Source organism: Serratia sp. P2ACOL2, from assembly GCF_003691565.1.
Taxonomy (GTDB): Bacteria; Pseudomonadota; Gammaproteobacteria; order Enterobacterales; family Enterobacteriaceae; genus Serratia; species Serratia liquefaciens.
In genome coordinates, this window is sequence record NZ_CP033162.1 from 4,982,292 (window position 1) to 5,000,134 (window position 17,843).

The 17,843-nt window shown below is 53.5% G+C and carries 23 protein-coding genes; 2 read left to right on the top strand and 21 right to left on the bottom strand.

What is annotated here, in order from left to right; genetic code table 11:
- Nucleotides 1-12: 12 nt before the first annotated feature.
- The 17 genes from rpsS to fkpA form a co-directional block, all read right to left on the bottom strand.
- Nucleotides 13-291 carry a 30S ribosomal protein S19 gene (rpsS, locus tag EBA31_RS23935; protein WP_004929772.1) on the bottom strand — a complete coding sequence of 93 codons (279 nt, stop codon included), beginning with the start codon at nt 289-291 and terminating at the stop codon, nt 13-15.
- A 14-nt stretch (nt 292-305) separates the two neighbouring features.
- Nucleotides 306-1,130: a 50S ribosomal protein L2 gene (gene rplB / locus EBA31_RS23940; protein ID WP_020837243.1), complete on the bottom strand. Its 825-nt coding sequence runs from the start codon at nt 1,128-1,130 to the stop codon at nt 306-308.
- Nucleotides 1,131-1,148: 18 nt separating this feature from the next.
- A complete protein-coding gene (gene rplW / locus EBA31_RS23945; RefSeq protein ID WP_004951179.1) occupies nt 1,149-1,451 on the bottom strand; it encodes a 50S ribosomal protein L23 in 303 nt (100 codons plus the stop codon).
- The gene (gene rplD, locus EBA31_RS23950; protein ID WP_004929779.1) at nt 1,448-2,053 is read right to left on the bottom strand and encodes a 50S ribosomal protein L4; all 606 of its coding nucleotides are present in this window, start codon (nt 2,051-2,053) and stop codon (nt 1,448-1,450) included. Before rplD ends, rplW begins: the two co-directional genes overlap by 4 nt.
- Before the next feature lie 10 nt (nt 2,054-2,063).
- Nucleotides 2,064-2,693 (bottom strand): 50S ribosomal protein L3, encoded by a 630-nt coding sequence (gene rplC, locus EBA31_RS23955; RefSeq protein WP_020837245.1) that lies wholly within the window; start codon nt 2,691-2,693, stop codon nt 2,064-2,066.
- Nucleotides 2,694-2,725: 32 nt separating this feature from the next.
- Nucleotides 2,726-3,037 (bottom strand): 30S ribosomal protein S10, encoded by a 312-nt coding sequence (rpsJ, locus tag EBA31_RS23960; protein ID WP_001181005.1) that lies wholly within the window; start codon nt 3,035-3,037, stop codon nt 2,726-2,728.
- 385 nt (nt 3,038-3,422) lie between these two features.
- Entirely contained in the window at nt 3,423-3,887 is a 465-nt protein-coding gene (bfr, locus tag EBA31_RS23965; protein ID WP_044554945.1) for a bacterioferritin, read from the bottom strand.
- Between the two features lie 74 nt (nt 3,888-3,961).
- Complete coding sequence (gene bfd / locus EBA31_RS23970) at nt 3,962-4,156, bottom strand: bacterioferritin-associated ferredoxin (RefSeq protein WP_013814795.1); 195 nt, start codon at nt 4,154-4,156, stop codon at nt 3,962-3,964.
- A 130-nt stretch (nt 4,157-4,286) separates the two neighbouring features.
- On the bottom strand, nt 4,287-5,471 hold the full coding sequence (gene tuf, locus EBA31_RS23975; RefSeq protein WP_020828747.1) for an elongation factor Tu: 1,185 nt from the start codon (nt 5,469-5,471) through the stop codon (nt 4,287-4,289).
- A gap of 70 nt (nt 5,472-5,541) precedes the next feature.
- The gene (fusA, locus tag EBA31_RS23980; protein ID WP_020837250.1) at nt 5,542-7,656 is read right to left on the bottom strand and encodes an elongation factor G; all 2,115 of its coding nucleotides are present in this window, start codon (nt 7,654-7,656) and stop codon (nt 5,542-5,544) included.
- Between the two features lie 97 nt (nt 7,657-7,753).
- Nucleotides 7,754-8,224, bottom strand: a complete 471-nt coding sequence (rpsG, locus tag EBA31_RS23985) for a 30S ribosomal protein S7 (protein WP_020837252.1) — start codon at nt 8,222-8,224, stop codon at nt 7,754-7,756.
- Nucleotides 8,225-8,320: 96 nt separating this feature from the next.
- Nucleotides 8,321-8,695, bottom strand: a complete 375-nt coding sequence (gene rpsL, locus EBA31_RS23990; RefSeq protein ID WP_004930426.1) for a 30S ribosomal protein S12 — start codon at nt 8,693-8,695, stop codon at nt 8,321-8,323.
- A 131-nt stretch (nt 8,696-8,826) separates the two neighbouring features.
- Nucleotides 8,827-9,114, bottom strand: coding sequence for a sulfurtransferase complex subunit TusB (gene tusB / locus EBA31_RS23995; RefSeq protein WP_122080370.1), 288 nt, complete (start codon nt 9,112-9,114; stop codon nt 8,827-8,829).
- A gap of 9 nt (nt 9,115-9,123) precedes the next feature.
- Nucleotides 9,124-9,483 (bottom strand): sulfurtransferase complex subunit TusC, encoded by a 360-nt coding sequence (gene tusC, locus EBA31_RS24000; RefSeq protein ID WP_122080371.1) that lies wholly within the window; start codon nt 9,481-9,483, stop codon nt 9,124-9,126.
- Nucleotides 9,484-9,491: 8 nt separating this feature from the next.
- Nucleotides 9,492-9,881, bottom strand: coding sequence for a sulfurtransferase complex subunit TusD (tusD, locus tag EBA31_RS24005; RefSeq protein ID WP_116691663.1), 390 nt, complete (start codon nt 9,879-9,881; stop codon nt 9,492-9,494).
- Nucleotides 9,875-10,603: a transcriptional regulator gene (locus EBA31_RS24010; RefSeq protein WP_020837257.1), complete on the bottom strand. Its 729-nt coding sequence runs from the start codon at nt 10,601-10,603 to the stop codon at nt 9,875-9,877. Before EBA31_RS24010 ends, tusD begins: the two co-directional genes overlap by 7 nt.
- A 401-nt stretch (nt 10,604-11,004) precedes the next feature.
- A complete protein-coding gene (gene fkpA, locus EBA31_RS24015) occupies nt 11,005-11,838 on the bottom strand; it encodes an FKBP-type peptidyl-prolyl cis-trans isomerase (RefSeq protein WP_020837258.1) in 834 nt (277 codons plus the stop codon).
- A 370-nt stretch (nt 11,839-12,208) separates the two neighbouring features.
- Between fkpA and EBA31_RS24025 the strand changes: the two genes are divergently transcribed.
- Nucleotides 12,209-12,436, top strand: coding sequence for a SlyX family protein (locus EBA31_RS24025; protein ID WP_020837259.1), 228 nt, complete (start codon nt 12,209-12,211; stop codon nt 12,434-12,436).
- 60 nt (nt 12,437-12,496) lie between these two features.
- Here the strand turns inward: EBA31_RS24025 and slyD are convergent, their stop codons facing one another.
- From slyD to kefG, 4 genes are all read right to left on the bottom strand, one after another.
- On the bottom strand, nt 12,497-13,093 hold the full coding sequence (gene slyD / locus EBA31_RS24030) for a peptidylprolyl isomerase (protein WP_020837261.1): 597 nt from the start codon (nt 13,091-13,093) through the stop codon (nt 12,497-12,499).
- A 121-nt stretch (nt 13,094-13,214) separates the two neighbouring features.
- Nucleotides 13,215-13,418, bottom strand: coding sequence for a YheV family putative zinc ribbon protein (locus tag EBA31_RS24035; RefSeq protein ID WP_004951224.1), 204 nt, complete (start codon nt 13,416-13,418; stop codon nt 13,215-13,217).
- Nucleotides 13,419-13,432: 14 nt separating this feature from the next.
- Entirely contained in the window at nt 13,433-15,241 is a 1,809-nt protein-coding gene (kefB, locus tag EBA31_RS24040; RefSeq protein WP_122080372.1) for a glutathione-regulated potassium-efflux system protein KefB, read from the bottom strand.
- A 2-nt stretch (nt 15,242-15,243) separates the two neighbouring features.
- Nucleotides 15,244-15,795, bottom strand: coding sequence for a glutathione-regulated potassium-efflux system ancillary protein KefG (gene kefG, locus EBA31_RS24045; RefSeq protein WP_041415731.1), 552 nt, complete (start codon nt 15,793-15,795; stop codon nt 15,244-15,246).
- A 133-nt stretch (nt 15,796-15,928) separates the two neighbouring features.
- Between kefG and EBA31_RS24050 the strand changes: the two genes are divergently transcribed.
- Complete coding sequence (locus EBA31_RS24050) at nt 15,929-17,842, top strand: ABC transporter ATP-binding protein (RefSeq protein WP_122080373.1); 1,914 nt, start codon at nt 15,929-15,931, stop codon at nt 17,840-17,842.
- Nucleotide 17,843 lies beyond the last annotated feature (1 nt).

Here is a 17,843-nt window from a genome sequence, read left to right on the forward strand (position 1 = left end):
CTTCCTCCTACCTTAGCGCTTTTTAGCTTTTTTATCAGCCGCATGGCCGCGATAAGTACGAGTCGGCGCGAATTCACCCAGTTTGTGACCGACCATTTCATCGGAAACGAACACTGGTACGTGCTGACGACCATTATGGACAGCGATGGTCAAACCGATCATGTTAGGAAAGATCGTTGAACGACGGGACCAAGTGCGCAAAGGCTTCTTGTCACCGCTTTCCACCGCTTTCTCTACCTTCTTCAGCAAGTGCAGGTCAATAAAAGGACCTTTCTTGAGAGAACGTGGCATGGCTTATCCTCTAATTATTTTTTGCTACGGCGACGTACGATGAACTTATCAGTACGCTTGTTGCTACGGGTCTTCTTACCTTTGGTCTGAACGCCCCACGGGGTTACCGGGTGCTTACCAAAGTTACGACCTTCACCACCACCGTGCGGGTGATCTACCGGGTTCATCGCCGTACCGCGAACGGTAGGACGAACACCACGCCAACGTGCAGCACCTGCTTTACCCAGAACGCGAAGCATATGTTCAGCGTTACCGACTTCACCCAAGGTGGCGCGGCAATCAACTGGAACTTTACGCATTTCGCCTGAGCGCAGACGCAGAGTTACGTAGGAACCATCACGTGCAACGATCTGAACGTAGGCACCAGCAGAACGAGCCATCTGGCCGCCTTTACCTGGTTTCATTTCTACGTTGTGAACCGTTGAACCCACTGGGATGTTGCGCATTGGCAGGGTGTTACCTACCTTGATTGCAGCATCAACGCCAGATTGGATCTGGTCACCAGCTTTCAGGCCTTTCGGCGCCAGGATGTAACGGCGTTCGCCGTCTTTGTACAGAACCAGCGCGATGTTCGCGGAACGGTTCGGATCGTACTCCAGACGCTCAACCACTGCAGCCACACCGTCTTTGTTGCGTTTGAAGTCAACCAGACGATAATGTTGCTTGTGGCCACCACCGATATGACGGGTGGTGATACGGCCATTGTTGTTACGACCACCGCTTTTGCTCAGTTTCTCAAGCAGCGGGGCATAAGGTTTACCCTTGTGCAGCTCAGGGTTAACCACTTTAACAACGTGGCGACGACCCGGAGATGTAGGTTTACATTTAACAATTGCCATTGTTCTTACTCCTCCGACTTACTCTGCGCCGCCGATGAAGTCCAGGTTCTGGCCTTCTTTCAGGGTGACGTAAGCTTTTTTCCAGTCGCTACGACGACCAACACGCTGACCGTGACGTTTCACTTTCCCTTTAACTACCAGGGTGTTCACGTCTTCGACTTCGACTTCAAACAGTTTCTGCACTGCAGCTTTGATTTCTGCTTTGGTCGCGTCTTTGGCAACTTTGAGTACGATGGTGTTGCTTTTTTCCATCGCAGCGGATGCTTTTTCAGATACGTGCGGTGCACGCAGCACTTTCAGCAAACGTTCTTCACGGATCATGCCAGCATCTCCTCAACTTGCTTCACAGCATCAGCAGTCATAACCACTTTGTCGAAGGCGATCAGGCTAACCGGGTCGATACCTGCTACATCGCGCACGTCAACCTTGTACAGGTTGCGAGCAGCCAGGAACAGATTCTCATCCAGTTCACCGGTCACGATCAGCACATCTTCCAGAGCCATATCTTTCAGTTTCTGTGCCAGCAGCTTAGTTTTAGGCGCTTCTACAGAGAACTTCTCGACAACGATCAGACGATCTTGACGTACCAGTTCGGACAGGATGCTTTTCAGCGCGCCGCGGTACATCTTTTTGTTTACTTTCTGACTGTGGTCCTGAGGCTTAGCAGCAAAGGTCACGCCACCTGAACGCCAGATCGGGCTCTTTACAGAACCTGAACGCGCACGGCCGGTACCTTTCTGGCGCCACGGTTTTTTACCGGAACCAGTCACTTCAGCGCGGGTCTTCTGAGCACGGGTACCTTGACGGGCACCTGCTGCATAAGCAACAACAACCTGGTGTACCAGCGCTTCGTTGAAATCACGACCGAAGGTAGTTTCGGAAACAGTCAGCGCGCTTTGCGCGTCTTTCAATACTAATTCCATTGCTATCCCCTTACGCCTTCACAGCTGGTTTAACGATCAGGTTGCCACCGGTTGCGCCCGGTACAGCACCCTTAACCAGCAGCAGGTTGCGCTCAGCGTCAACACGTACTACGTCCAGGCTTTGAACGGTTACACGCTCGTCACCCAGGTGGCCAGCCATTTTCTTGCCTTTGAACACTTTGCCCGGAGTCTGGTTCTGACCGATAGAACCCGGAACGCGGTGAGACAAGGAGTTACCGTGGGTAGCGTCTTGGGTACGGAAGTTCCAGCGCTTAACTGTGCCAGCAAAACCTTTACCTTTAGAAGTACCGGTAACATCGACTTTTTTAACTTCAGCGAAGATTTCTACGCTGATGTTTTGACCTGCAGTGAACTCTTCACCTTCTGCAAGGCGGAATTCCCACAGACCACGGCCAGCTTCAACGCCAGCTTTAGCGAAATGGCCCGCTTCCGGTTTGGTCACACGGTTAGCTTTTTTGCTACCAGTGGTAACCTGAACGGCACGGTACCCGTCGTTTTCCAGGTCTTTAACCTGAGTCACGCGGTTCGCTTCAATTTCAATCACGGTTACTGGGATAGAAACGCCATCTTCAGTGAAGATACGAGTCATGCCCACTTTTTTACCGACTAAACCAATCATTGTTTCAACCTCTCAATCGCTCAATGACCTGATTAACCCAGGCTGATCTGCACGTCTACACCGGCAGCCAGATCCAGACGCATCAGAGCATCAACGGTTTTCTCGGTTGGCTCAACGATGTCAACCAGACGCTTGTGAGTGCGAATCTCGTACTGATCACGCGCGTCTTTGTTAACGTGCGGAGAGATCAGAACGGTAAAGCGCTCTTTGCGAGTTGGCAGCGGGATCGGACCACGGACTTGCGCACCAGTGCGCTTTGCAGTCTCGACGATTTCCGCGGTTGATTGATCGATAAGACGATGATCAAACGCTTTCAGGCGGATACGGATTCTTTGGTTCTGCATGAGACCAGAGCTCCAATTATTTATAAACGTAAATAATTACTCCTCACACCCATTTCGATTGATGGGGGAGTGTAATCGTCAACATATAACCCCCATATCGGGAGTATTGTTCGAAGAGCAGAAAGTCCTGCCTATCGACTGATTCGCTAAAATCAGGCTTACCAAGATTAGGTAAGCCCGCGCATTATACGCAAAACAGAGCGAGAAGCAAGGCACAGATGGAAATATGCTCAGGATATCGGCATTTTTTACCGGCGGGTAACTAACGGGTGAAAACCGAGGGGGAAATTCGTCGGGATTAGGGCAAGGCTTTGTCGCTGCTCCCCTGCCCTGCCGGAGAAACTCATGCCGGCAGGAGAACATCGTTGTAAAAGGTATTTACTGCCTACAACTGAGCTTGGGCATAGTTCTGGATACCCAGACGCGCGATCAAATCCAGTTCGGTTTCCAGCCAGTCGATATGTTCTTCTTCGTCGGCCAGAATTTCTATCATCAGGTCACGGCTGACATAGTCATGGATAGAATCAGCATAGGCGATGCCTTCACGCAGATTCTTGGCGCCATCCAATTCCAGGGCCAGGTCCGAACGCAACATTTCTTCGATATCTTCGCCAATGTTCAGCTTGCCGAGATCCTGCAAATTCGGAAGGCCTTCCAGAAACAGGATACGCTCGATATAGCGATCGGCATGCTTCATTTCATCGATCGACTCGTGGTATTCCTTTTCATTGAGGCGTGTTAGCCCCCAGTTCTTGAACATTCGGGCGTGCAGGAAATATTGATTGATGGCAACCAGCTCGTTACCGAGCAGTTTGTTGAGATGAGCAATGATCTTTTTATCGCCTTTCATAGGTAAATCCTCCTGGCCAGTTCTAAAAGTGTAGAAGCTGTAAGCCAAGAGTCAAAAAATAACCTTACCTTTAGTTAGGCAACTTCATGCATTGGGATAATGGTTCCGCTTTCCTCCACCATAATCTGTCTTGCCTGACGAATGCACTTTCCGCAATCGGTACCAATCGGCACAAGTTCACGCAGTTGTTTCATGGTATGCGGGTTGTGCTGACGCACGGCTTTACGGATCGCTTTGTCAGTCACGGCATTACACAGACATACGTACATAAGAGACTCACTTCTTAACCAATTCTGTAAGTCTAAATAGGAATGCTTTTTATTTCAATTAAGATTTGACCAAATTGCATAAAAAAAGGGCACCGAAGTGCCCTCTTTTGTGTCGAAAAATTATTCGCGATTAAGCGATAACTTTAGCAACAACACCAGCGCCAACAGTACGGCCGCCTTCACGGATTGCGAAACGCAGGCCGTCGTCCATCGCGATTGGGTGGATCAGGGTAACAACCATGTTCACGTTGTCACCTGGCATTACCATTTCAACGCCTTCTGGCAGTTCGATGGTACCGGTCACGTCAGTTGTACGGAAGTAGAACTGTGGACGGTAGCCTTTGAAGAATGGAGTATGACGACCACCTTCTTCTTTGCTCAGGATGTACACTTCTGAGTCGAACTTGGTGTGTGGCTTGATTGAACCTGGTTTAGCCAGTACCTGACCACGTTCGATGTCTTCACGCTTGATACCACGCAGCAGAACACCAACGTTCTCACCAGCACGGCCTTCGTCCAGCAGTTTGCGGAACATTTCAACGCCAGTACAGGTAGACTTAACGGTGTCTTTGATACCAACGATTTCAACTTCTTCGCCAACTTTAACGATACCGCGCTCAACACGACCGGTAACAACGGTACCACGACCGGAGATGGAGAAGACGTCTTCGATTGGCAGCAGGAACGGCTTGTCGATAGCACGCTCTGGTTCTGGGATGTAAGAATCCAGGTAACCGGCCAGCTCGATGATTTTAGCTTCCCACTCAGCTTCGCCTTCCAGTGCTTTCAGCGCTGAACCACGAACAACCGGCAGGTCATCACCAGGGAAGTCGTAAGCAGACAGAAGTTCACGAACTTCCATTTCTACCAGTTCCAGCAGCTCTTCATCATCAACCATGTCGCATTTGTTCATGAATACGATGATGAAAGGAACGCCAACCTGACGACCCAGCAGGATGTGCTCACGGGTCTGAGGCATTGGGCCGTCAGTCGCAGCAACAACCAGGATAGCGCCGTCCATCTGAGCAGCACCGGTGATCATGTTTTTAACGTAGTCGGCGTGCCCTGGGCAGTCAACGTGCGCGTAGTGACGAGTCGGGGTGTCATACTCAACGTGAGAAGTGTTGATGGTGATACCACGAGCTTTTTCTTCTGGTGCGTTATCGATCTGGTCGAAAGCACGTGCAGAACCGCCGTAGGTTTTAGCCAGAACGGTGGTGATTGCTGCAGTCAGGGTAGTTTTACCGTGGTCAACGTGGCCGATAGTACCAACGTTAACGTGCGGTTTGGAACGTTCAAATTTTTCTTTAGACACGGCTATATTCCTTACTCTTATGCTCTCCCCTCATGGAGAGAGCACTGATCAATGTGTTAAACCCGAAAGCTTATTTACCACGGGCTTCAATAACGGCCTGAGCGACGTTGTTCGGCGCATCATCGTACTTCAGGAACTCCATGGAGTAAGAAGCACGGCCTTTGGTCAGAGAACGCAGTTGAGTTGCGTATCCGAACATCTCGGACAACGGAACTTCAGCGTGAATCTGAACGCCAGTAGCGTTGGATTCCTGACCTTTCAGTTGACCACGACGACGGCTAAGGTCACCGATGACGTCACCAGTGTTCTCTTCCGGCGTTTCAACTTCAACCTTCATGATAGGCTCAAGCAAAACAGGTTTTGCTTTCTTAAAGCCATCTTTAAAGGCGATAGAAGCGGCCAGTTTAAACGCCAATTCGGAGGAGTCAACATCGTGGAAAGAACCGAAATGCAGACGCACACCGAGATCAACTACCGGATAACCAGCCAGTGGACCAGACTTAAGCTGCTCCTGGAGGCCTTTATCAATGGCAGGGATGTATTCCGTTGGGATCACACCACCTTTAATGTCATTGATGAACTCGTAACCTTTCGGATTTGAGCCCGGCTCCAGTGGGTACATGTCGATCACAACGTGACCATACTGACCACGACCACCAGACTGCTTGGCGTGTTTACCTTCGATATCGGTAACTTTCGCGCGAATCGCTTCACGGTAAGCAACCTGAGGTTTACCCACGTTAGCTTCAACGTTGAATTCACGCTTCATGCGGTCAACCAGGATATCCAGGTGAAGTTCACCCATACCTGCGATGATAGTCTGACCTGATTCTTCGTCAGTCCATACGCGGAATGATGGGTCTTCCTTCGCCAGACGGCCCAGAGCCAGACCCATTTTTTCCTGGTCAGCTTTGGTTTTTGGTTCAACTGCAACGGAGATTACCGGCTCAGGGAACTCCATACGCTCCAGAATGATCACGTGGTTTGGATCACACAGAGTGTCACCGGTAGTCACGTCTTTCAGACCGATTGCTGCAGCGATGTCGCCCGCACGAACTTCTTTGATCTCTTCACGCTTGTTAGCGTGCATCTGAACGATACGGCCCAGACGCTCACGAGCAGCCTTCACTGAGTTCAGAACGGTGTCACCGGAGTTAACGATACCGGAGTACACGCGGAAGAAGGTCAGGTTACCCACGAATGGGTCGGTAGCAATTTTAAATGCCAGAGCAGCAAACGGCTCTTCATCGCTAGCGTGACGCTCAGCCGGAGTATCTTTACCGTCGTCCAGGATACCGTTGATTGCAGGGACGTCAATTGGGGATGGCAGGTAATCAATTACCGCATCCAGCATCGCCTGCACGCCTTTGTTTTTAAAGGCGGAACCACAGGTAACCAAGATGATTTCGTTGTTCAGCACGCGCTGACGCAGAGCAGTCTTGATTTCTTCCTCGGTCAGCTCTTCGCCGCCCAGGTACTTGTCCATCAGCTCATCTGAAGCTTCAGCTGCAGATTCAACCAGGTTCTGGCGCCATTCTTCAGCCAGCTCTTGCATGTCAGCAGGGATGTCTTCGTATTCGAAGGTCACGCCAGCATCAGCTTCGTTCCAGTTGATCGCTTTCATTTTCACCAGGTCAACAACACCGGTGAATTTCTCTTCTGCGCCGATAGCCAGCTGCAATGGCACTGGATTCGCGCCCAGACGAGATTTGATCTGACCAACAACTTTCAGGAAGTTAGCACCCATGCGGTCCATTTTGTTAACGAACGCGATGCGTGGAACTTTGTATTTGTTAGCCTGACGCCATACAGTTTCAGACTGAGGCTGAACACCACCTACAGCACAGTAAACCATTACAGCGCCATCAAGAACACGCATGGAACGTTCTACTTCGATGGTGAAGTCAACGTGTCCTGGGGTGTCGATGATGTTTACGCGGTGCGGCTCAAACTGCTTGGCCATACCAGACCAGAAAGCAGTAGTCGCTGCAGAAGTGATGGTAATACCACGCTCCTGCTCCTGTTCCATCCAGTCCATGGTGGCAGCGCCGTCATGAACTTCACCGATTTTGTGGTTTACACCGGTGTAGAACAGAATACGTTCGGTAGTGGTCGTCTTACCGGCGTCGATGTGGGCGCTGATACCGATATTACGGTAGCGCTCAATGGGTGTTGTACGAGCCATTTGATTCCTCTATTGCCTTAGGCGTTCAAGTTCGGTTAACCCAAGCGGGTTGGCTTCTTGAAGCGCCCGCTTGGTTAGCATAACTACTGCGTGGCAATTACCAGCGGTAGTGGGCGAACGCCTTGTTAGCTTCGGCCATACGGTGAACGTCTTCACGCTTCTTAACAGCAGAACCTTTGTTCTCAACTGCATCAGAAAGCTCGTTCGCCAGGCGCAGAGCCATGGATTTATCACCGCGTTTACGAGCAGCATCAACGATCCAACGCATTGCCAGAGCATTACGACGGACCGGGCGAACTTCAACTGGCACCTGATAAGTAGAACCACCAACGCGGCGAGACTTAACTTCTACAGTCGGGCGAACGTTGTCGAGGGCTACTTCGAAAGCTTCCAGGTAATCTTTACCAGAACGCTGAGCCAGGGTCTCCAGCGCGGTATAGACGATTGCTTCTGCAGTAGATTTTTTACCATCTACCATCAGGATGTTTACAAATTTGGCCAACAGTTCGGATCCGAACTTAGGATCTGGCAGGATTTTACGTTGGCCGATTACGCGACGACGTGGCATGGAAATACTCCGTTGTTAATTCAGGATTGTCCAAAACTCTACGAGTTTATTTTGACATTAAAGTGAAAATGTTTGGCCTTACTTAACGGAGAACCATTAAGCCTTTGGCTTCTTCACGCCGTACTTGGAACGAGCTTGCTTACGGTCTTTAACACCGGAGCAGTCAAGTGCACCACGAACGGTGTGGTAACGCACACCTGGCAAGTCTTTTACACGACCGCCACGGATCAGGATCACGGAGTGTTCCTGCAGGTTATGACCTTCACCGCCGATGTAGGAGGTAACTTCAAAACCGTTAGTCAAACGCACACGGCATACTTTACGCAGTGCGGAGTTTGGTTTCTTAGGAGTGGTGGTATATACGCGAGTACATACGCCACGTTTCTGCGGGCAGGCTTCCAGCGCTGGAACGTTGCTTTTAGCAGCCTTCACAGAGCGTGGTTTGCGTACCAGCTGATTAATTGTTGCCATTAAAAAGCTCCTGGTTTTTGCTTCGTAAACACGTGATAAATCCCCTCGTATGCACTACTGGCAAAGTACGAGGACGCAGAATTTTATGGCTGAGTAGTAGAGGTGTCAAGAAATATACAACATCACTCTCATCACCAGGCCATTTGGCTGCGATGTTTTTCGGTTAATTCAACGAAGTGATTATAGCCGATGACAGTGATTTTGTGTGAAAAATGACCAGACACCCCTCTGGCATCCAGGTCGTTCTGCAGCGCATAAAGGGATATGGGGGCATTGAGCAGCAATTCAAGGTGCACGCTACCGGCCAGGCCGGCCAGCACGCCATCCTGCAACAGCAACAGGTCATCGCCCGGTGCGGTCAAACGCAGCAGCGCGGGCAAATCACATTGAGTGGGGGAACGGCTAAGGGTATACAGCATCAGGATTTCCTAAAATGTCATCACCACGTCATAGCTGGCCAGTTGGCGACTCAGCGCATCCGGTGCCAAAATCTCGGCGTCCAGCACCCAGTCGGTCACCTGGCTCAGGCCGCGTTCCTGTAGCGATGCCTGGCAAAGATAACACTGTTCAACGTCATACAGCGGCAGCACGCCAAAAGTGGCAATGTAATTGCGCGCCAGAATTTTTTCCGGTTGCTGCCCCGGCATAATCTGCAACACGCCGTCACCGATAAAAAACACGCCCAGATTTTCGCTCAACGCCGAAGTGGCTAACAACGCATCCAGACCTTCCCTGCCGCTGGCGCTGCCGTGTGGACTCTGGGTAAAAACAAAAGCGACTCGTTTCATAAACTCTCTCAGAACTGCACCAGGCGGTCACAGCTCAGCGAAGCCTCCGCCAGCGAGCCCAGCCCGCTAAGGGTAAAACCCGGCTGAAGATTGGCGCTGGGCAATCCTTGCTGTGCGGCTTCCTGCTCATCGGTCACACCGCGCCGCAGCGCCGCAGCCACGCAGACGTTGAGCTCAATGCCATGCTGCTGTGCCAACTGCACCCAACCCCGTACCAAATCGAATTCGTCGCTGGCCGGTGCAGTCAGTTGATTGGCGTTCAACACCCCTTCACGGTAAAAAAACACGCTGGAGAGGTGGTGTCCCTTGACCAGCAAAGCCTGCGCGAACTGATAGGCGCTGCTGGCCTGTTGAGTGCCGTAAGCCGGACCGGTGACCAAAAGGCAGTAATTCAGCATCCGCGCTCAGTTCCCAACAGATCGCCGCTTTTGAACTGGCGGATGTACAGATACACGGTGTGTTTTGAGATATTCAGACGGTCCGCCACCTGATTAATGGCGTCCTTGATATCAAAAATGCCCTTCTCATAGAGATTCAGCACTACCTGGCGGTTTTTGGCATTGTTGGAGACATTACGATCGGCATTAACTTCCTCAATGGTAAACTCCAGCGTCTGCGCCACCAGATCGTCAACGGAAGACGCAAAGTTGACCGAGGGTGCCACATCCTGAGTTTCCGGCGGCATAAAGGTCTGCATCACCTGGGAGAAAGGCACGTCGAGGTTCATGTTGATACACAACAAACCGATCACCCGCTGCTCGCGATTGCGGATGGCGATAGTCACCGACTTCATCAGGACGCCGCTCTTGGCACGGGTAAAATAGGCCTTGGACACGCTGCTGTCATCGCCGGCCATGTCATGCAACATACGCAGCGCGAGGTCAGTGATCGGCGAACCGATCTGCCGCCCGGTATGCTCACCGTTCGCAATCCGTACCGCCGAACATTTCAAATCTTCCAAAGCATGCAGCACGATTTCACAGTGCCCGCCGATCAACATCGCCAGGCCGTCAACAACCGCTTCGTAAGACTTCAGGATTTCATGATCCGTCTGGGTAAACGGACGTTCATTCAGCAAATCAAGTTCGCTGGCTTCGCTGGATAAAAGCGAATTAGACATCGAAAATACCACCCTCAAAGATCGCCTGTGCCAGGGGGCGCAGCTAAAACTGCTCGTGCGGGTTCCTTTCCACAGGCGGCACACCCTTGAAGTTACGCGGGATGGGCTGGCTGATATCAGTCTGAAACAGCACGACGAGCGTCCGCAGGCCGAGATGACCAGGAACAGTTTTAGGTACACGCCCTAAGGGGCAGGCGCATGACTCATAAGTCCGGATTATTAGTCTAGCAAAACAGCCAGAGTAAAGTCCTTGCGTTTGCGCGTGGTATTGACGTTAAGCCCGATGCCCGGCAGGCGTCAAGCGATCAGTGGGCAGGAAGCGAAAGTTAGCGCTGATTTGGCGGATTAAAATGAACACCGCCGCGAGGGAAACTCGCGGCGGTGTGGGGACTCAGACAGGCTTATTGCGCTTTGGCGTCTGCCGCTGCGTCAGCCGGCTTCTCAGCCTTGGCATCCGCTTTAGGAGCGGCTTTCACATCCAGCAGTTCAACGTCGAACACCAGTGTGGAGTTGGCCGGGATGCCCGGAACGCCAGTTTTACCGTAGGCCAGCGCCGGTGGGATAACCAGCTTGATTTTGCCGCCTTTCTTGATGTGTTTCAGGCCTTCGGTCCAACCTGGGATCACACCGTCCAGACGGAATGACAGTGGCTCACCACGGGTGTAGGAGTTATCAAACTCGGTGCCGTCAGTCAGGGTGCCTTTGTAGTTTACTACAACGGTATCGCTGTCTTTAGGCGCAGAACCGGTACCTGGCTTCTCTACCTGATACAGCAGGCCGGACTCGGTTTTCTTCACGCCTTTTTCTTTCGCGAAGGTGTCGCGGTACTTGGTGCCTTTCGCTTCGTTATCTTTCGCATCCTGCTCCATCTTCGCCTGAGCGGAAGCCTTCACGCGCGCTTCAAAGCTCTGCAGAGTTTTTTCGATATCTGCGTCGTTCAGCTTGCTCTTGTTGGCGAAAGCGTCCTGAACGCCTGAGATCAGCTGGTCTTTGTCCAGTTTGATACCCAGTTTTTCTTGCTCTTTCAGCGAGTTGTCCATGTAACGGCCCAGGGATGCGCCCAGTGCGTAAGCCGCTTGCTCGTCATCGTTCTTGAACTTGCCGGTGCTTGGTGCTGCGTCTGCGGCTTTAGCTGCTTCTGCCGGTTTAGCTGCATCGGCAGCCATGACCTGGGTCGCATTCAAAGCAAAAGCCATGGTGGTTGCCAGAAGCGTGACTTTAAACAAAGATTTCATCCATTTCTCCAGTGTCTGAAGCGGTGCCCCAAACAATCATTAAGTAAGATAACCGGGCTACTATAGCTGTCCGAAACAAAACAAAACAGTCACACAGGTAACCAATCGAGTCAAAGTGTGACTCCAGCTTTAAACAGAAGTTTCGTTTAATGTGCTACCCGTATGATAAGTCAGATTTTTCCTGCGCCCGTGGTATCCACAGTAACAAAAACCGCCACACCGAGCGCTCTATTTTTCAGCACTTTACACAGTGCACCCGCGTTTTCCGTCTGCCCCCGCACACAGCGGGGTGAAATAGCGCAGCGCAAAGCCGTCGGCAGCTGTTACCATAGCGTCAGATTCAGGATTTAACCGCGTCAGAGGTAGCATCATGCACAACGCCGATATCCAAAGCCTGTTACTGCGGCTTGAAGAACTGGAAAGTCGTCAGGCCTTTCAGGAAGTCACTATTGAAGAGCTCAATCAGACCGTGGTGAAACACCAGCTTGAAATGCTGAAATTGCAGGATCACCTGCGCGTGCTGACCGACAAGCTGCGATCGACCCAAACGTCGATGATCGCGTCGCAGTCGGAAGAAACGCCGCCGCCACATTATTGATAAGCCATAAAAAAGGGCAGCCTGAGGGCCGCCCTTTTTTTTGCCGTTACTGCGCCGCGATTAGTGGCAGCCGCAACCGCCGTTACCACAACCGCCTTTCTTGGCCTGACCGTGATCATGCGCGTGGTCATGGTCGTGATCGTGGCCATGGCCGCCGCAGCAACCTTCACCGTGTTCGTGGTGATGATCGTGCTCGCCGTGTACGTGGCCGTGCGCCAATTCTTCAGCGGTAGCTTCGCGGATCGCGACAACTTCTACGTTGAAGTTCAGGTTCTGACCAGCCAGCATGTGGTTACCGTCAACCACTACGTGATCGCCGTCCACTTCGGTGATTTCGACCGGCACTGGGCCCTGATCGGTGTCAGCCAGGAAACGCATGCCAACTTCCAACTCGTCAACGCCCATAAAGACGTCTTTCGGCACGCGCTGCACCAGGTTTTCGTCGTAGTTGCCGTACGCATCGTTAGCGCCAACGTTAACGTCAAAACGATCGCCCGCTTCGTGGCCTTCGAGTGCTTTTTCCAGACCTGCGATCAGAGAACCATGCCCGTGCAGATAGTCCAGCGGCGCACTCACCGGAGACTCATCAACCAACACACCGTCTTCTGTACGTACTTGATAAGCCAGGCTGACCACCAAGTCTTTTGCTACTTTCATGATATCTCCTACCGTTGGATACTTGGACGCAGCCGTCATGAGGCCGCGCCTTTACCGGACAGATTGTATCGGAAATCTGCCCCGCTGTACCCTCCAGCATAAAAAAACGCGCTCGATAACGCTATTCCGGATGGAAAATACCGATCACCTGCTCCTGCGGCCGGACGTGCTTTTCCACCTGCTGTTCGGTCTGCCGCTGATGATGGCCGCACTTGACGCACTCCACCACTTCGACCTGGTCTTCACGCCAAACGGCCAGCGTATCCATAGCCTTACAGCTTGGGCAGACCGCCCCGGCGATAAATCTTTTCCGTGTTGCAGACATCTCAGTGCTCCAAATTATTCGTATTCATCCCAGCCGTCGAACTGGCGACTCTCTTTTTGCATTTCCCGGTGGAAAAGTTCTTCCAGCTCGCGCCGCGCTTCCTTCACGCGGGAAATTTGCGCCACATCGCCGTGATGCGGCGGCATCAGCTCACGCAACATCCGCATATCCAATCGACGGAAGTGCTGCTGTGCGCGATAGGCCTGATGAGGATGCATGCCCAGTTCCATCAGTGCCTTGCGCCCCAGTTCCAGCGCACTGGAAAAAGTTTCGCGACTGAACTGCTTGACCCCTGCCTGCAACAACTCATGCGCTTCCACACGGCCGCGCGCCCGCGCCAAAATACTCAGCTCGGGAAAATGCTGCTGGCACAGGCGAACAATTTCCATGGTGTCTTCCGGCTCATTACAGGTGATCACAATCGACTTGGCCTTCGCCGCGCCGGCCGCACGCAGCAGCTCCAGCTCGGTGGCGTCACCGTAATACACCTTATAACCATAGCGCCGCAGTACGCCGACGGCGCTGACATCGCGCTCCAGGACGGTAATACGCATCTTGTTGGCCATCAGCAGGCGGCCGATCACCTGACCAAAACGTCCGAAGCCCACGATGATCACCTGCGGATCGTCGTCTTCCACATACGGGGTCTCTTCGTCCTCATCCCGGGCGTTATAACGGCGCACCAGGATGCGATCGATAATCTGCATCAGCAGCGGCGTAGTCATCATCGACAGGGTCACCACCACCAGCAACAGCGCAAGCTGATCGGACTGCAACACCTTCTGCGCCCCCGCCGCCGAAAACAGCACGAAGGCAAACTCTCCGCCCTGACTGAGCACGCCGGCAAACTGCAAGCGCACTGAGCTGCGCAGGCCGAAAATGCGCGACAGCGAGTACAGCACCCCCGACTTAATCGCCACCAACAGCACCACGCCCAGCAGCACTTCGGCCAGATGGGTATAGAGTACGCCGATATTCAGCGCCATGCCCACCGAGATAAAAAACAGCCCCAGCAGCAGCCCTTTGAAAGGCTCGATGGAGATTTCCAGCTCGTGGCGATATTCGCTTTCGGCCAGCAGCACGCCGGCGATAAAGGTCCCTAGCGCCATAGAAAGACCAAGGGCATCCATAAACATCGCCGCCCCCAGCACCACCAGCAGGGCGGCAGCGGTGAAGATTTCGCGAACTCCGGAAGAGGCGATATAGCGAAACAGCGGACGCAGCAAGTACCGTCCGCCGATCAGCATGCCGCCGAATGCTGCCACCTTGAGTGCAATTTGTGCCCAATCGTCGCTGCTGCCGCCGGCACCGGCCAGGATCGGGATCAGCGCCAACGCCGGGATCACCGCCATATCCTGGAACAGCAGCACCGAGAACCCCAACTGGCCGCCTTCGTTGCGGTTCATGCCCTTCTCGCGCATCAGTTGCAGCGCCATCGCGGTTGAGGACATCGCCAGCCCGATACCGCCAATCACGGCGGCCTGCCAGGCAAAATGCGTCAGATAAAGCAGCGCGCCCAGCACGGCGGCGGTGATCAGCACTTGCCCGGCACCGACGCCAAAGATTGAGCGCCTGAGTTCCCACAGCTTGCTCGGGTTCAGTTCCAGCCCGATGATAAACATCAGGAATACCACGCCCAATTCGGAAAAGTGCAGGATCTCGTCGACGTCGCGAATGAAACCCAATCCCCAGGGGCCAATGGCAATACCGGCAATCAGGTAACCCAGCACCGCGCCAATCCCCAGGCGTCGGGCAATCGGCACCGTGACCACGGCGGCGAACAGAAACAGTAAAATTGCGGTCAGTAACGTTGAGCCTTCCATGTTTACCTTCCTCCGTGCGGCAACGGGTTACGCAGCCAGTCGCCATACGCCGTGGCATGGTTTTCCAGCACTTCCGGCTTTTGACGGCGCGCCCAATACACCAGCATCGGCGTCAGCCAGTGCATATGACACATGGCGGCGGTCAACTCAAACGGCCGCAGAATATCTTCCATCGGGTAGCGGTTATAACCGCCGGTACGATAGGCCCCCTCTGGTTCCCCGGTGGTGATCACCGAACGCCAATACTTTCCCGCCAGCGCATTGCCGCCCATGCCGCTGGCAAAACCACGCGACAGCACGCGGTCCAGCCACTCTTTCAACAGGGCCGGACAACTGTAGGTATAGAGAGGATGTTGAAAAACAATGACCTGATGTTCACGCAGCAGTTGTTGTTCGTGGTGAATATCGATAAAAAAATCAGGATAGTGCGCGTATAAATCGTGCACGGTGACATGTTCCAACTGCTGTGCCGGTCGAAGCAAAACCCGATTCGCGACCGAGTCCTGGGATTCCGGATGGGCATACAGCAGCAAGACCTTGGGCGGCTGCGACATCATTCCCCTCCAAAGCGTCGTCAGGGTAGCGGTTTTCCGTTACCATGCTCCGCAAAGACTAATAATAGGACAGTCTGTGTCCTGTTAACTTAGAATCCATTCAATTTAACATACTCTGAACATACGGCGCTTTATGATTGTATTCTCCTCGCTACAAATCCGACGCGGCACCCGCGTCCTGCTGGACAACGCCACGGCGACGGTTAATCCAGGTCAGAAGGTCGGCCTGGTGGGTAAAAACGGCTGTGGCAAATCTACCCTGCTGGCCTTGCTGAAGGGTGAGATGGCCGCAGACGGCGGCAGCTACACCTTTCCAAGCAACTGGGCCCTGGCCTGGGTAAACCAGGAAACGCCGGCGCTCGACGTGCCGGCACTTGAGTATGTTATCGACGGCGACCGCGAATTCCGCCAGCTTGAAGCCGACCTGCAGCTGGCAAACGACAAAAACGACGGCCACGCCATCGCCACGCTGCACGGCAAGCTGGATGCCATCGACGCCTGGACCATACGCTCGCGCGCCGCCAGCCTGCTGCACGGCCTGGGGTTCTCCAACGAACAGCTGCTAAATCCAGTCAGGGCCTTCTCGGGCGGCTGGCGTATGCGCTTGAACCTGGCGCAGGCGCTGGTGTGCCGTTCTGACCTGCTGCTGCTCGACGAACCGACCAACCACCTGGATTTGGACGCGGTGATCTGGCTCGAGCGCTGGTTGAAGGGCTATCCCGGCACGCTGGTGCTGATTTCGCATGACCGCGACTTCCTGGATCCGATCGTCGATAAAATTCTGCATATCGAACAAGAGACCATCAACGAATACACCGGCAACTACTCCTCGTTCGAGCGTCAACGTTCGACCAAGCTGGCCCAGCAGCAGTCGCTGTACCTGAACCAGCAAGAGAAAGTGGCGCATCTGCAAAGCTATATTGACCGCTTCCGCGCGCAGGCCACCAAGGCCAAGCAGGCACAGAGCCGTATCAAGATGCTCGAACGCATGGAGCTGATCGCGCCGGCCCATGTGGATAACCCATTCAGCTTCAGCTTCCGCCAGCCGGAAAGCTTGCCGAACCCGTTGCTGCGTATGGAGAAGGTCAGTGCCGGCTACGGCGACAAGGTGATCCTCAACTCGATCAAGCTGAACCTGGTGCCCGGCTCACGCATTGGTTTGCTGGGCCGTAACGGCGCCGGTAAATCGACCCTGATCAAAATGCTGGCCGGTTCGCTTGAGCCGCTGAGCGGTGAAATTGGTCTGGCAAAGGGGATTAAACTGGGTTACTTCGCCCAGCATCAGTTGGAGTTCCTGCGGGCCGACGAATCCCCTCTGCAGCACTTGAGTCGCATCGCCCCACGGGTGCTGGAACAACAGCTGCGTGATTACCTCGGCGGCTTTGGCTTCCAGGGCGATAAGGTCACCGAAGCCACCGAGCGGTTCTCCGGCGGTGAGAAAGCGCGGCTGGTACTGGCATTGATCGTCTGGCAGCGCCCCAACCTGCTGCTGCTCGATGAACCGACCAACCACCTGGATTTGGACATGCGTCAGGCGTTGACCGAAGCGCTGATCGATTTCGAGGGCGCATTGGTGGTGGTCTCGCACGACCGTCACCTGCTGCGATCCACCACGGACGATCTCTATCTGGTGCATGATGGCCAGGTGGAAGTGTTCGAAGGCGATCTGGACGACTACCAGCAATGGCTGAGCGACCTGCAACGTCAGGAAAATCAGCAGGACGCCCCGGATAAAGAGAACAACGGCAACAGTGCGCAGGCACGTAAAGACCAGAAGCGTCGCGAAGCCGAGTTCCGCAGCCAGACTCAGCCACTGCGCAAGCAAATTGCCAAGCTGGAACAACAGATGGAAAAACTGGGCGCCGAACTGGCAGCGGTAGAAGAGAAGCTGGCGGACTCCGCGCTGTACGACATCAGCCGCAAGGCCGATCTGACCCTCTGCCTACAGCAACAAAGTCAGGCCAAGTCCGCCTTGGAAGAAACGGAAATGACCTGGCTGGACGCGCAGGAGCAACTGGAACGATTCACGCAAGAGTTCGAATCCTAAG